Annotated in this window: 13 protein-coding genes and 1 tRNA gene; 5 read left to right on the forward strand and 9 right to left on the reverse strand. The window is 33.4% G+C overall.

Annotated features, from left to right (window positions below; genetic code table 11):
• Positions 1-51: 51 nt before the first annotated feature.
• The gene (locus CAI20_RS03955) at positions 52-876 is read left to right on the forward strand and encodes a hypothetical protein (RefSeq protein ID WP_149168837.1); all 825 of its coding nucleotides are present in this window, start codon (positions 52-54) and stop codon (positions 874-876) included.
• A 120-nt stretch (positions 877-996) separates the two neighbouring features.
• The gene (locus CAI20_RS03960; RefSeq protein ID WP_149168838.1) at positions 997-1833 is read left to right on the forward strand and encodes a hypothetical protein; all 837 of its coding nucleotides are present in this window, start codon (positions 997-999) and stop codon (positions 1831-1833) included.
• An 80-nt stretch (positions 1834-1913) separates the two neighbouring features.
• Here CAI20_RS03960 and dnaQ read toward each other — a convergent pair whose 3' ends face one another.
• From dnaQ to rpsD, 7 genes are all read right to left on the reverse strand, one after another.
• Positions 1914-2540 carry a DNA polymerase III subunit epsilon gene (gene dnaQ, locus CAI20_RS03965; RefSeq protein WP_149169007.1) on the reverse strand — a complete coding sequence of 209 codons (627 nt, stop codon included), beginning with the start codon at positions 2538-2540 and terminating at the stop codon, positions 1914-1916.
• Positions 2541-3395: 855 nt separating this feature from the next.
• Positions 3396-4259, reverse strand: a complete 864-nt coding sequence (gene lipA / locus CAI20_RS03970; RefSeq protein WP_149168839.1) for a lipoyl synthase — start codon at positions 4257-4259, stop codon at positions 3396-3398.
• Positions 4252-4566, reverse strand: coding sequence for a 50S ribosomal protein L28 (rpmB, locus tag CAI20_RS03975; RefSeq protein WP_149168840.1), 315 nt, complete (start codon positions 4564-4566; stop codon positions 4252-4254). Before rpmB ends, lipA begins: the two co-directional genes overlap by 8 nt.
• Positions 4567-4620: 54 nt before the next feature.
• On the reverse strand, positions 4621-4944 hold the full coding sequence (locus CAI20_RS03980; protein ID WP_006012687.1) for a DUF721 domain-containing protein: 324 nt from the start codon (positions 4942-4944) through the stop codon (positions 4621-4623).
• A 267-nt stretch (positions 4945-5211) separates the two neighbouring features.
• On the reverse strand, positions 5212-5406 hold the full coding sequence (iscX, locus tag CAI20_RS03985; protein ID WP_026097274.1) for a Fe-S cluster assembly protein IscX: 195 nt from the start codon (positions 5404-5406) through the stop codon (positions 5212-5214).
• 20 nt (positions 5407-5426) lie between these two features.
• Positions 5427-5513: transfer RNA gene (locus CAI20_RS03990), tRNA-Leu, on the reverse strand.
• A 10-nt stretch (positions 5514-5523) separates the two neighbouring features.
• A complete protein-coding gene (rpsD, locus tag CAI20_RS03995; RefSeq protein WP_006012690.1) occupies positions 5524-6138 on the reverse strand; it encodes a 30S ribosomal protein S4 in 615 nt (204 codons plus the stop codon).
• 113 nt (positions 6139-6251) lie between these two features.
• Here rpsD and tkt point away from each other — a divergent pair, with 113 nt between their 5' ends.
• Positions 6252-8180 carry a transketolase gene (gene tkt / locus CAI20_RS04000; protein ID WP_149168841.1) on the forward strand — a complete coding sequence of 643 codons (1929 nt, stop codon included), beginning with the start codon at positions 6252-6254 and terminating at the stop codon, positions 8178-8180.
• A gap of 383 nt (positions 8181-8563) precedes the next feature.
• On the opposite strand, the gene CAI20_RS04005 is transcribed toward tkt, so the two are convergent.
• The gene (locus CAI20_RS04005) at positions 8564-10648 is read right to left on the reverse strand and encodes an AAA family ATPase (protein ID WP_149168842.1); all 2085 of its coding nucleotides are present in this window, start codon (positions 10646-10648) and stop codon (positions 8564-8566) included.
• 286 nt (positions 10649-10934) lie between these two features.
• Here CAI20_RS04005 and CAI20_RS04010 point away from each other — a divergent pair, with 286 nt between their 5' ends.
• Positions 10935-11855 (forward strand): ribose-phosphate diphosphokinase, encoded by a 921-nt coding sequence (locus CAI20_RS04010; protein WP_149168843.1) that lies wholly within the window; start codon positions 10935-10937, stop codon positions 11853-11855.
• Complete coding sequence (gatC, locus tag CAI20_RS04015; protein WP_007302647.1) at positions 11845-12198, forward strand: Asp-tRNA(Asn)/Glu-tRNA(Gln) amidotransferase subunit GatC; 354 nt, start codon at positions 11845-11847, stop codon at positions 12196-12198. Before CAI20_RS04010 ends, gatC begins: the two co-directional genes overlap by 11 nt.
• A 38-nt stretch (positions 12199-12236) precedes the next feature.
• On the opposite strand, the gene CAI20_RS04020 is transcribed toward gatC, so the two are convergent.
• Positions 12237-13493, reverse strand: a complete 1257-nt coding sequence (locus CAI20_RS04020; RefSeq protein ID WP_012481764.1) for a Tol-Pal system protein TolB — start codon at positions 13491-13493, stop codon at positions 12237-12239.
• Between the last annotated feature and the right edge of the window lie 338 nt (positions 13494-13831).

Genomic DNA, 13831 nt, shown 5'->3' on the forward strand with positions numbered 1-13831 from the left:
AAGGTTAATAGTTATATATATATTATAGTATAAGAGCTATTAATAGTATATATGTCAAAAAAAATGATTAATGAGTTGAAAGATAAGGCGAGGGAGAGGAGATATGCTGATTTGAAGTCTACAGAAAGTTCTGATTATAGAACATATAAGGATTTGGATATGGACTTCAATAGTGAATATGAATTTGTTTGTGACCTTGTTATTAATGGGAAGGCAATAACTAATGATTTCATTAAAAATTTATATTTAAAACATGAAAATCTCATTACAGAAGATAAGGACAAAAAAGGTAGTTATCGTCTGTTTCTTAAGCAAATCTTCACGGAAGTATTTGTACACGCCGGTGCAGCAGTTCCAAATGACTCTATTATGGAAGAATTGATAACTTATTATAACAGGTCTGGGTACAAGCAATTCTTTTCTTCTCAAAGTCAAGCACTTCGTTCTTTTGGATTGTGCATGTATTCATTCCACTATTTAATTCCTTCTTACAGAGAAAGGACCTATATAAGTTGTGAAGATCCAAATTATCTGAAGTTGAGTTTTAGCGTAAATGATGGTATATATAACGGTAATAAAATTTTAGTATGTGATTTACAAAACTCAGTGGAGTTTAAACTAAAATGTGAAGGTGAAAATGTGATATATGAAGAAGGTAAGGTTTCTCTCACTATTCCTAAGGAGCTGAAAAATTACAAAGCAAATGATAAGAATTTGTTTGACGTTATTATTGAGTATTTTCAGAAATTTTGCGAAAAATTTGGATTTCACTTTTTTGAGGAAAATTTTGAGTATAATCTGGATAAGCCACTTGGAGTATTAAGTGATATAAATACAACCAAAGACAAGAATCTAAACTTGAAGAATTTAAAATAAGATATTGAAATCTCCGCTTTTTTTAATAAGGTGAGTATAATAAAAAGTAAATCAAGTTTTACAGAAAACCTTTACTTATGATGAAAAGTACGTAATACGTATATAATATAAGATTGTGATATGTCAAAAAAAATAGTTAACGCATTGAAATCTGAAGTAAAAAAGCTCAAGTATTCTGATTTAAAATCTATACCAATGAAATCAGGTGGTTGGAGTAGCATAAACTCTGGTTACAACACATATATTGACCTTGATAGATCACACAACCTTACTATCAACAAACAAAAAATAACCAATGAGCTTATCGAGGAGCTATATTCAAAACATAAAGATCTCATTTTAGGGAATGAAAAAGGGAAAAGAAACTATTGTTTGTTTCTTAAAGTAGTCTTTATGGAAATGTTTATACGTGTTGGTGCAACAGTTCCAAATGACTCTATTATAGAAGAATTGATAACTAGTTATCATCAAGAAGGATATAATCATTTTTTGTTTCTGCATTTATTAAAGGCTCTTTTTCCACTTGGCTTGCTTGTGTTAGATTCTGATATAATAATAACTTATAGTATGGATTGCCATAGTTCCAATTGTCTAAAACTCAGTTTTAGCATGGAATGTATAAGGGTACTTAGCAGTGATCTTGCTAGTGATATCAAAACACCAGGTTTTTACAGTTCAGTAGAATTTAAACTGAACTGTAAGGGTAGAAATGTAACATATGAAGATGGTAAAGTGTCTCTTATTATTCCGAAAGAGCTGAAAAATTATAAAGCAAGTGGTAGAAGTTTGTGTGACATTACTATTGAGTATTTTCAAGAATTTTTTGGAAATTTGGGATTTAAATTTGAGACAAAAGTGGAACATAGTCTAGGTGAACCACTTAAAGTGTTAAAAGATGTAAATACATACCATGATAAGAACTTAAACTTGAACCAACAGTTAAGTAATTCAAGATAAGATATTGAGATTCGCATTTTTAAAGCTAGAAAACACATTCATTGAGAGAATAATTTCGCTACTGAAAGCAAAAGGCGTTTTTATAATCTTCTATCTACTACTCCCTCATGAACAGATACGTTAATCTCATCTAACTGCTCACTAACTTCTTCATTACTTGGCAAGTGTCCTCTAAGAGATAAGTTACGTACTGCATGCTCCAAAGGAGTTTGTAATCGCTCAACATATACTTTTGCTAGCAACTCAGCGTCAATTAGCGCTCCATGTAACTCCCTACTCTCTAGTGATATACCAAAACGCTCACACAATGCACTTAAAGAAGCCGGTGGTCCAAATTTCTTTCTTGCAAGCGGTAATGTATCTAACACTCTGTCTGAAGAGATTAATTTGGCATTCAGTTTACCAAGTTCCATGTTCAAAAATTTAATGTCAAATCCAGCATTGTGAATTACCAAAGTATCGCTAGATATAAAATTAAGAAATTCAGATGCAATCTCTGAAAATAATGGCTTATCCTTTAGAAATTCTTCGCTGATACCGTGAACTTTAAATGCACCTTTGTCTATGCTCCTTTCTGGGTTGATGTATCGATGGAATACTTTGCCTGTTGGAATATGATTAATTAGTTCTACACACCCTATTTCGATAATTCGATGGCTATTGACATCAAGACCTGTAGTTTCAGTGTCAAGTACTATTTCACGCAGCCCATCTTGTTTGGAAAGTTCTATACTTAACCTACTACTAGGATCTGACTGACTATTGGCAGCTTGTATCGTTTTTTTTCTTTTAGCTACTAATTTTTTTGTAGCACCTTCACCATCTTTTACTCTAGAGTGTCCAGGCGCTTCGGTTATTGAGCTTTTTTTTATACTATCAAGGATAACTTCTTTATCATTTAAGAATTTTTTACCGTTACCTTCTACATAAAGTGAGGTGAGATTTTTGAGTGCTATATCTCCTCCATAGTGGTGGCGCCACACTCCAACAATGTTGTTGTTTTCTACATTTAATAAAGTAAGATTTGGGAGACGTTTGCTGCCAATCAAAAATGCAAAACCTCTGTCTCCAATATTGTTATTACTTATTTCAAGTAAAGTAAGGTTTTTTAGATTGCCTTGACCTATATATCCTGCACTTTCAAAACCGAGTTTATTGTTCCTTAGAGTGAGCGAAGTAAGATGTGTAAGTTTACTTAACTCTTTTACATCTTTACTATCAATCTCTACATTTATTAAATTAAGCTCGTTAATGCCTTTTTTACTCTGTAGAAAGTTTGCTAGCTCTCTTATATCAATTTTAGCACTTACATCTGATATTGTTAAAGCTTTATCATGTACATATCCACTAAAACCCACATTACCCTCTGTTAATATACTATGTAAATATTTTAACTGGCATCTCAGTAGCTGTCAATTGCTTATATAAGATCTTAAACAGCTGGTTTAGGTGCTGTAAAATTCATACTTTTTGTGATCAGCTAAGTAAAAAGTCAAGCCTAGGGCAACTCACTAAGCTTTTCTGATTTATTGTCCCAAATTTGGGACAATAAAATCGAGATGTCAATTACAGGACTTGAGCCTGTTAAAATCTTCTTCAGCGTGATATGATGAACGGGTTAATGGACTTGATGCAACTACCAAGAAGCCTTTAGAATAAGCAATATATTTATAATGCTCAAACTCTTCTGGAGTAACATATCTATCAATTTTTGCATGCTTTGGAGTTGGTTGCAAATATTGACCAATTGTAATGAAGTCAACTTCGGCGCTACGTAAATCATCCATAACCTGAAAGATTTCTTCTTTTGTTTCTCCAAGACCAACCATAAGCCCTGACTTCGTGAAAAGTTTAGAATTAATCTGTTTCACCATCTTTAGCAAATATAGTGAATGAAAATAACGAGCTCTTGGTCTTATTTTTGCATACAGCCTTGGCACTGTTTCGATGTTGTGGTTATAAACATCAGGTGATGCAATAGCTATTGCTTCAAACGCTCCTTTCTTATTTAAAAAATCAGGAGTGAGGATCTCTATTGTTGTTTCCGAAGTTATCTTTCTAATTTCTTCTATACACCTTATAAACTGATTTGCACCACCATCTGGTAAATCGTCACGGTCAACAGAGGTAATGACAACGTGCTTTAAATTTAACTTTTTTATTGCTTTTGCTAAATTTTCTGGTTCATGAGGATCGAGCTTATCAGGAATGCCAGTTGCAACGTTGCAAAACGCACAAGCACGAGTACAAACAGAACCGAGAATCATCACAGTAGCATGACGTTTATTCCAACATTCACCAATATTTGGACACGCAGCTTCTTCGCATACTGTATGTAAGTTATGTAGCTTAACAGTATTTAAGGTTTCATTGAATACTTTACCAGCTGGAGCTTTTGCTCTGAGCCATGTAGGCTTACTATGCATTTGAAACAGCTAGCTCTACCTCTTGTTTTGCTAAAACTTTCTTTAATCTTCTTTTTATCTTTTGCGCTTCTTTACTTAGTTTAATTGTTTTTGTGTTGAGCAAGAAAGCATCAAGATCACCTTTGTAATCTATAGTTCTTAAAGTTCTTGTCGCTATACGAAAGCTAAACTTTTTTTCTAATATATTACTCGTTAATGTAACTTTATGTAAATTTAAGAGAAAGGTACGCTTTGTTTTACGATTTGAGTGCGATACCTTATTACCAAAAGACTTTTTTCTATTTGTTAATTCACAAATTCTACTCACTTCAATATACCAATTTATCCTATGTAACTAGGTTAACCTTATATAGTTAAATAGTCAACTCCCTTGCTTGATTTTTATACCGTATACTGCTTTATAGCCAAAAAACACTGTAATTTTTTCTATTACAAGAGAAACCATATGCTGCATTTCTAATGCTTTACTGCCATTTGTTACTAACAGATGCAGAACACCAGAATTTACGTTTTGTGCGTATGAGATCTTTTGTGGTTTTGTACATTCTGCTAATTCCTCTCCAACTATACTTTTCCAGTTTAAAATAAGACGTATTTCATTTTTGCTGATCTTATTTTTCATGCATTTTAATGCATAGTTTTCTATTATAGATTTTAATTTCTTTGGCCCGCTATATTTAAACATCTTTCCAGTGCTTAAAATTAAATTATATTACAACTTTCTTATACAAAAAACTAACTTATTGTTTTCATGATCCTCGGCCTCACACATAAAAAGCAGTATTTGTATATCTAGCATTTGCCAGAATTTTGTGTTTCCTACCTTGTAATCATTTTTAATTTTAATTTGTTAAATTATTATGAAGCTAATTAAAATTCGGGTAAAGTATAGTATTTCCAAGAAAATTATCTTTTTACTGTATGCAGTAATTTTCTTATAGCTATCTGTTTTTTAAGATCTTTCTGCAATCCAAGCTGCTTGAATGGCCTCTAATATTTTTTCATTACAATACTTTTCATCATCATCAAACTCCTTCAAACCCAAGATCTTTTTCTTAAGTTCAGTGAATCTAATACTAATTATATCCTTATTGGGAAACTTCTCTTCTAGAGCTTCTGCAATATCTTCTATATCAAGCCATTTCATACTTTTTTGATAAATTAAACTGGTGCCCATGGGGAGACTTGAACTCCCAAGGTCGCAAAACCCACGGATTTTAAGTCCGCTGCGTCTACCGATTCCGCCACACGGGCCTTATGTTGTTTATCTAGAGTAAAATTCTACTACTAAATTGACTTCCATGTCTGCTGAATAGGGGACTTCGGAATATTGAGGCGCTCTCAAATACTTCACTGAAAGTGCTTTGCTATCTGCCTCTAAATAATCTGGAGCCTTACGTTCTTGTTTTTGTTCAGCCTCTATTAATATAGGAATTTTTGCTGCTCTTTCCCTTATTTTTACTATATCACCAGGCTTCACTCTATAACTTGATATGTTAACCACCTTATCATTAACTGTAACATGTTTATGAGATATAAGCTGTTTTGCCGAGTAAATTGTTGGCACAAAACCAGAGTGATATAAAACAGAGCTTAACCTTGATTCTAAGGCACCAATAAAATTATCAGCCGTATAACCCTTTCTTTTGTAGGCATCTAAAAATGTACGTCTAAGCTGCTTACTTGAAATTGCATAGTAGAACTTAAATTTTTTATGTGCAGCAAACTGCTTACCAAAATCAGATAACTTCTTAAATCCAAGAATACCATGCTGACCTGGAGGGTATTTTCTTTTATTGACCGAATCTTTTGCTCTACCCCATAAGTTTACACCAAGCCTGCGACTGATTCTATACTTTCTATTGATAACAGTTGTCATACAAAAATTCTCACAATCTAACTATAAATTATTAATGATTTTAACATTAAGTGTCAACTTGTTTTTGCCACTATGATATAGTATACTTCACTTTTAAGTTTTCCTATTAATACATGAATCATCTACTACTAAAATCCATGGCAAATGCTGTCCGCTTTTTATCAATTGATGCAGTACAAAAAGCAAATTCTGGACATCCAGGTATGCCACTTGGCATGGCAGATGTTGCCACTGTATTATTTGCTAAATACCTAAACCATAACCCTGATGATTCTCAATGGATCAGTAGAGATCGTTTCGTCTTATCAAATGGTCACGGTTCAATGTTGCAATACTCTATATTATATCTGACAGGCTACATTAGTATAGATGAACTAAAAAACTTCAGGCAACTTACATCAAAAACTCCAGGTCACCCAGAATTTGGCTTAACTTCTGGTATAGAAGCAACAACAGGCCCGCTTGGTCAAGGATTTGCCACTGCTGTTGGCATGGCACTTGCTGAATCGATTCTTGAAAAGCAGTTTGAAATCAGTCACTACACTTATGTAATGCTAGGAGATGGCTGTCTTATGGAAGGTATAAGCCATGAAGCAGCGTCCCTTGCTGGGCATCTTAAATTAAATAAGCTGATAGCACTTTTTGACGACAATGACATCTCTATAGACGGCTCTACTAGCCTCTCTTGTTCTGATGATGTAGAAAAGCGTTTTTCAGCGTATGGATGGAATGTTGACAAAATCGATGGGCATGACTTTGATGCTATATCCCTTGCAATAGAGCAGGCACAAAAGTCTGATAAACCTACACTAATCTGTTGCAAAACTATTATCGGAAAATTTTCGAGCCGTGCTGGCACATCTTCTGCTCATAGTGGTGCCTTTACAGAGGAAGATGTAAAACAGATGAGAGAAAAATTGAATTGGAACTATGAACCATTTTATGTACCAGAAGATGTGAAAAACGCTTGGATGGAAACAGTTAAGAGGGCAAAACAAAACTATACATCCTTGATCAATGAAGAACTACAAAGAAGACTTGAGAAACGTTTGCCGAATAACATCGAGAGTGATTTGGCTAACCTGAAGAAACAAATATGTGAGCTCATGCCAAACGAAGCTACTCGATCTTCTTTCGGCAAAGTAATGGAAATATTGACTAAGTCTATGCCAGAACTAATTGGTGGCTCTGCTGATCTTACCGGTTCAAATTGTACTAAATATAAGCACATGCAGGCAATAGATAGTAATGATTATGGTGGCTCTTATGTCCACTATGGAGTGAGAGAGCACGCTATGGCAGCTTGTATGAATGGTATGGCTCTTCATGGTGGAATTATTCCTTATGGTGGAACTTTTTTAGTATTTTCCGATTACTGCCGCCCTGCTATACGTCTTTCAGCTTTGATGAAACAGCAGGTTATATATGTAATGACTCATGACTCAATTGGAGTAGGGGAGGATGGTCCAACTCACCAGCCAATAGAGCATTTAGCTTCTCTGAGAGCTATACCAAATCTGTATGTTTTTAGGCCAGCAGATGCAATTGAAACTTTGGAGTGCATTAGCATTGCATTGGAAAAAAAAGAATCTCCATCGTTATTTGCACTTTCAAGGCAAAATATTAATTACATGCACTCTTATACTGACCAATTGGCCAACCTATCAAAATTTGGTGCATATATACTATGCGAATATTCAGGAAAGCTAGAAGTGACGATATTTGCTACCGGATCTGAAGTTGAAATTGCAGTTGAGGCAAGAGAAAAATTACAGGAAAAAGGTGTAGGTACAAGGGTCATTTCTATGCCGTGTTGGAGGCTTTTTGACGAGCAAAGTGATGAATATAAAGGGGTAGTATTAAATAATGACAGCATCAAAGTTGCAATTGAAGCTGGAAGTGAAGTGGGTTGGCATAAATATATAGGTTCAAACGGTATATTTATTGGCATGAAAAATTTTGGAGAATCAGCACCTTATGAAGCTCTTTATAAGCATTTTAATATTAGCGCTGATTATGTAGTAAAATGTGTTTGTGAATAACACTTTTTGTCATTACGCTGCGCATAAAATTACTTAATGAACTCAGCCAATACCGTTATTATGATATATATAACAATGTTACAAAAATAATATCATAGAATTCAAGAATTACTACGTGCTAAAAAAAGCAAAATGCTGTTTATAAGAATAAATGGCAAACACTCAACCAATTTCTATTTGTAAATCAGGTGAAGTCAAACCTATAAAAAATTTGGGAGTCTTCATATACGTCAAGAAAGGTAATTTTTTTAAAAATATCTTAAATTTTTGATCAAAAACTACCTCACTCTACACTTCTGCCATTTTCTTCAATTTAAGCTACAGCACCAGCAAGGACTTTTTAACTTGCCAAACAGGTACAGATTTAAAACCTTAAAAAACATTTAAGCAGTTAAACTCAGTATAGTTTGAGTTTGATCAATTTCAACATTACTAAGTGTTGTATTTGCCTTATACAAACAGTAACATCCTGCTGCAAGAAAAATTAATGCAGCTACAGCGAATGAAAGACACATTGCTAAATGAAACATTGTCAAACTTGCACCAACAGCAGATGCTCCAGATAATACAAAAGAAATAGAGGCGTAACTACCTTGCCTTTTACTATTGTTGCTTGCTCCTAAGAATTTTTCATATTTACTATTTAGCTTTTTATTTTTACCTTCAAATTGTTCTTGTAGATCTTCAAAACGCTTCTCTAGTGTGCTTTCATGTTTCTTGAGTTCGGTTGTTACCATATTCTCGAATTCACTCTGTAGTTGAGTATATTTTTCAGTGATAGTCTTTAGATCATCCTTTAATTGAGTGTATTCTTTAGTACATTGAGTTACTTTAATTAAGTCTTTCCTTACAGAATCTAGGTCCTGTTTTAAGTAGCTGTTCTCAGAGTCAAGTTCTTCAAATCTTTCCTCACGTTCTTTCTGTAGCGCATTAATTTTAGTTTGTATACCATTAAGTAATTTAGTCACTTTAGCAAACTGTTGAGTATTTACAACATTTGGACCACTATTTGCAGAGCTATGACTTTCTACATTATTTTCATTATCAACAGGACTATTGAGTGACTCTAGATCATTATTAACTTGCTCACCTTCAGGCTCTTTAGATTTCTTCTCCTCAATTGCCTGAATGAAGTTATTAGTATCAATAGTGATTTTTCCTTCACCTTCAAAAAAAGATATAATATCCCTTGTTGTTTTATCTATTAAATATTCTAACTCAGCTCCCGAGAAACCATCAGTTTTATTTGCAAGTTTTTGAGTATCTACTTTAACTTCCAACCTTTCAATAACTTTGAATTTTTTTATATATAAGTCCAATATATCCTTACGCTGGGCACGACCTGGCAAAGGAATTTCAATATGATTAGAGAGACGGCCTGGCCTAATAAACGCTTTGTCTAAAACATCTCTACGATTAGTTGCAGCAATCACTGTTACACCTTCTAGTGAGTTGAAACCATCGAGCTCGATTAAAAACTGATTCACAAGGCTGTCGCATGATTGAGCATGACTAGAACTACCACCGCTACCACGTTTTGTAGCAATACAATCAATTTCATCTATAAAAATTATACAAGGAGCATTTGCTCTTGCCTTTTTAAAAATTTCTCTTACGTACTTTTCACCTTCACCAATATACGATTTCAGAAATTCAGATGCAGAAACACTAATAAACTTTGCATTAGCTTGACATGCAATTGCACGAGCAATTTTGGTTTTACCATTTCCGGGTGGACCATAAAAAAGATAGCCTTTTTCTGGTTTTAAACCTATCTTTTTAAGTAATTCTTTATTTCTTTCTGGAATAGTACCAAGAATCTTGTTTAGCTCCTTTTTAACGCTTTCTGGAATTATAATATCATCAAGTGTTGTTTTATTTTCCGATTTAGCTGGATCAAAAATTTCTATTGAAGAGTTACTTTGTGTGAGTTTATTTATCAAACTATCTATTGTTCCAAAATTTTTTATACCTTTAACATTAAATTTTTTAAGATCAGCTAAAGCTTTTTCTCCTTTATCACCAATGTTGTTCAAAGCTACATCAAGTGAAGTAAGGTTTGTAAGATTACCATTAGCTAAAGCTTCTGCTCCTTCATCACCAATACTGTTCCAACTTAAATTAAGTTGAGTAAGGTTTGCAAGATTACCATTAGCTAAAGCTTTTGCTCCTTCATCACCAATACTGTTCGAACTTAAATCAAGTTGAGTAAGGTTTGCAAGATTACCATTAGCTAAAGCTTTTGCTCCTTCATCACCAATACTGTTCGAACTTAAATCAAGTTGAGTAAGGTTTGCAAGATTACCATTAGCTAAAGCTTTTGCTCCTTCATCACCAATATAACAGCTTTTTAAACTAAGCTTTGTAATATGAGAATTAATCTCTAAAAAGCTTACTAATTCACTTACGGTTATTATTTTAAAGTCCAATTTTAGACAGCCGTTTTTAACAAGTTCATTAAAATTCATTTCGTTTCTCCATTAAATATATAAATATTTTAGTCTATATTTTAATAATTGTCAAATTTTTAATAAATTAAATGAAAAATTATAGAAGATGCTCAGTATCATAAAAAATTTACTTTATTTTTAAGTAGAAAAACAGTACGTACCTTTGTGAGAACAAGTTGCATGATAAGGAAACTGGTGAAATGTTTCGAGTAACTTTTCCGTTTCTATGATCTACTTGGCAGCAAGAATAAAGTTTTAATCATTCCATGGTTTCTGTATAATTTTCAAAACTTAATTGATATATATGAAGGTAATAATAGGTAGCGCTAGTAAACGATTAGGAGATTCAATAGCAAGTGGGCTAAATGCTCAGCTATTCCCCAATCAGGTGTCAAGATTTGCCGATGGTGAGGTAAATGTAGAAGTAGCAAATGATCTACGTAATCAAGAAGTATATATAGTACAATCTCTTTCTTCCCCTGTAAATGATAACCTTATGGAGCTTCTGCTTACAATTGATGCAGCAAAGAGATCTGGAGCCAAGAGAATAACAGCTATTATTCCTTATTACGGATACAGTAGGCAGGATAGGGTTATTAAAAACAATAATATGCAATCTGCTTTAAGTGCTAAATTAACTGCAAATCTTATTCAAACAGCTGGTGCAAATAGCGTTGCTGCTATTGATTTGCATTCAAGTCAAATTGAAGGTTTTTTTGATATACCAGTTACTAATCTAAGCTGTTTTGAAGTATTTGTTAACTCTATATACAAGGAAAACTTGGCAATAGTTGCGCCTGATGTTGGAGCAATTGGCAGAGCTCGTGCTTTTGCAAAGATTTTAGAGGAAAAACACAAGTTGGATAATGATATTGTTGTAGTAGATAAATATAGAGAAAAAGCAGGTACATCTGAGGTAATGAATGTAATCGGAGAAGTTGCAAACAAAAATTGCGTCATTGTTGATGATATAGTTGACTCTGGCGGAACATTATGTAATGCAGCTCTTGCTTTAAAAAACCGAGGAGCAAAGTCTGTAGTTTCGTGCATTACACATGGAATACTTTCAGGAAATGCAGTTGAGAAAATCTCTTCCTCTTCTCTGGATAAATTAGTAATTACGGACACCGTATTTCACAAATTTGAAAAAAATGATAAGATAGAGGTTGTTTCAATTGCAAATATTTTAATTTGCTTTATGCAAGGAGGTAAAAGTGCCAGCTAGATCAACAGAAGATGTTATCACTTCGTTAATAGAATTTGCAAATAAGAGAAAAATAACAATTACTAAGGAAGAAATGCTTAAAACTGCACAGCTTGTGAGGATTAAGTTATCCGATGATGAGATTCAATACTACTCAAAAGAACTGACAATGCTGGATTGGATACATGATACTTTGTTGAAAGTTAATACTGAAGGTGTTTCTCCTATGCGTTATGGAACTATAGATAAGGATATTCATGTACGCGATGATATTATAAATTCTCAAAACATTAAAGAAGAAATATTATCCAATACAAAATCAGAGCATGGGTATTTCGTAGTACCGAAGGTTATAAACGATTAAGATAAAGCAAGATTTATACCGATTTTATAGATCTACTTTCAAAAATAAGACCAATCTGGTAAAGAAGCATTCGTTGGAGTAAAAACCATTTTTTGATTTTTCTTTACTAAATCTACTAAATATAATTTAGAGTTGCTTGGTGATTCTGCGTTAGTAAAGATAATTTCTCTGCCATTTGGTAGCCATGCCGGAGATTCAATTTTATGTCCCTCTGAAAGCAAGCGCTCTTCTTTGCCATCTGGCTTCATAACTCCTATGTAAAATTTTCCTGACTGAATTTTTGTAAAAGCTATCAGATCTCCTTTTGGCGACCAAACAGGTGTAGCATATCTTCCATTTCCAAAACTAATTCTCTTGGGTTTTTTGCTTTTTTTAGTGAAATCTATGATATATAGTTGCTGACTTCCACTTATATCAGAACTAAAAACCATGTACTTTTGATCTGGAGACAAAGAGGGAGAAGTACTTATAGCTGAACCTTTAGTAATTTTTTTTGTTCGTTTACTGCTTAAGTCTAGAGATAATATATTTGTTTCACCACTCAATGAGTGGGAAATAAAAAGAGATTTACCATCAGGAGAAAATCTTGGTGCAGAAATAACTCCTTCAAATGCGCTGATTATTGATTCAGTGTTATCTTTTAAATTTTTTAATATTATATAACTTTTACCATTTGTGTATGATATATAAACAATACCCTTTCCATTTGGTGAAAATCTTGGTGTTGACACAAATTTCTCACCATTTGTTAAGTACTTTATATTACTTCCATCTTGATTCATCACAGCAATTTTACGGACGGATTTGTAATTGCTATCTTTTTCTTCAGCGATATATGTAATTTTTGTATTGAAATGCCCTTTCTCACCAATCAATCTATCATGTATCAGATCTGAAACAAGATGACTAATTTTCCTCCAGTCTTTTGCTAGAAAAACAACCGACTGAGTAAGCAATTCTCTGTTTGTAAAGCTGTCAGATAAACGAAAAGATAGCTCTAAATTTCTGTTTGATACTTCACTTAAACTTATTGTGACTACAGTATCGCTTTTCCAAGACTCAACTTTCGCGTCACGTTTCACATTAAATAAGCCACAATTAGATAGATTTGTTTCAATTACTTTTGTGATGCTTTCACTTAGCTCATTTTCCACTTCTGTCTTGCATGCACATTTAGATACAACAAGATCAATATTACCAATATTGCTTTTTTTTATATCAACATATAAAACAGCTTTTGTGGAATAAGGAATAAATAACGAAATAAATAACACCAGTTGAACGAATAGCTTCATTAGATTTCTTGCATTACCTCCTTTCATCTCAGCAAATAGCTTACTTTTGAAGTTAAACTGCATGACAGTAGAGTAAATCAATTTCTGCAGTACTTGACACTGGAATCCAGAAATTTGACTGCAAGTAAGTGCACTGAGGTGGCAAGCATAAAAGTAGCTGTTTTATTCTAAAATAAACGTCTTTGACAAGGTTGCATGAAAAACTGGATTCCAGTGTCAGAGCACTGGGATGACACTCTACTGGTGGAGATTGCTCTAAAACTACAATGTTTGCCTGGGCGTTGAGATGGCACCCTTCTGGTAGATTCAAATCACAATGTTTGTATAGTTGTGTGATC

The sequence above is a fragment of the Wolbachia endosymbiont of Chrysomya megacephala genome, from assembly GCF_008245065.1.
In the GTDB taxonomy this organism is placed as follows: domain Bacteria; phylum Pseudomonadota; class Alphaproteobacteria; order Rickettsiales; family Anaplasmataceae; genus Wolbachia.

Bases quoted from the DNA above. Each gene is read 5' to 3' on its own strand.
- CAI20_RS03955 (WP_149168837.1), top strand. From the start codon at position 52: ATGTCAAAAAAAATGATTAATGAGTTGAAAGATAAGGCGAGGGAGAGG.
- CAI20_RS03960 (WP_149168838.1), top strand. From the start codon at position 997: ATGTCAAAAAAAATAGTTAACGCATTGAAATCTGAAGTAAAAAAGCTC.
- lipA (WP_149168839.1), bottom strand. From the start codon at position 4,259: ATGCATAGTAAGCCTACATGGCTCAGAGCAAAAGCTCCAGCTGGTAAA.
- CAI20_RS03980 (WP_006012687.1), bottom strand. From the start codon at position 4,944: ATGTTTAAATATAGCGGGCCAAAGAAATTAAAATCTATAATAGAAAAC.
- iscX (WP_026097274.1), bottom strand. From the start codon at position 5,406: ATGAAATGGCTTGATATAGAAGATATTGCAGAAGCTCTAGAAGAGAAG.
- rpsD (WP_006012690.1), bottom strand. From the start codon at position 6,138: ATGACAACTGTTATCAATAGAAAGTATAGAATCAGTCGCAGGCTTGGT.
- tkt (WP_149168841.1), top strand. From the start codon at position 6,252: ATGAATCATCTACTACTAAAATCCATGGCAAATGCTGTCCGCTTTTTA.
- CAI20_RS04005 (WP_149168842.1), bottom strand. From the start codon at position 10,648: ATGAATTTTAATGAACTTGTTAAAAACGGCTGTCTAAAATTGGACTTT.
- CAI20_RS04010 (WP_149168843.1), top strand. From the start codon at position 10,935: ATGAAGGTAATAATAGGTAGCGCTAGTAAACGATTAGGAGATTCAATA.
- CAI20_RS04020 (WP_012481764.1), bottom strand. From the start codon at position 13,493: ATGAAGCTATTCGTTCAACTGGTGTTATTTATTTCGTTATTTATTCCT.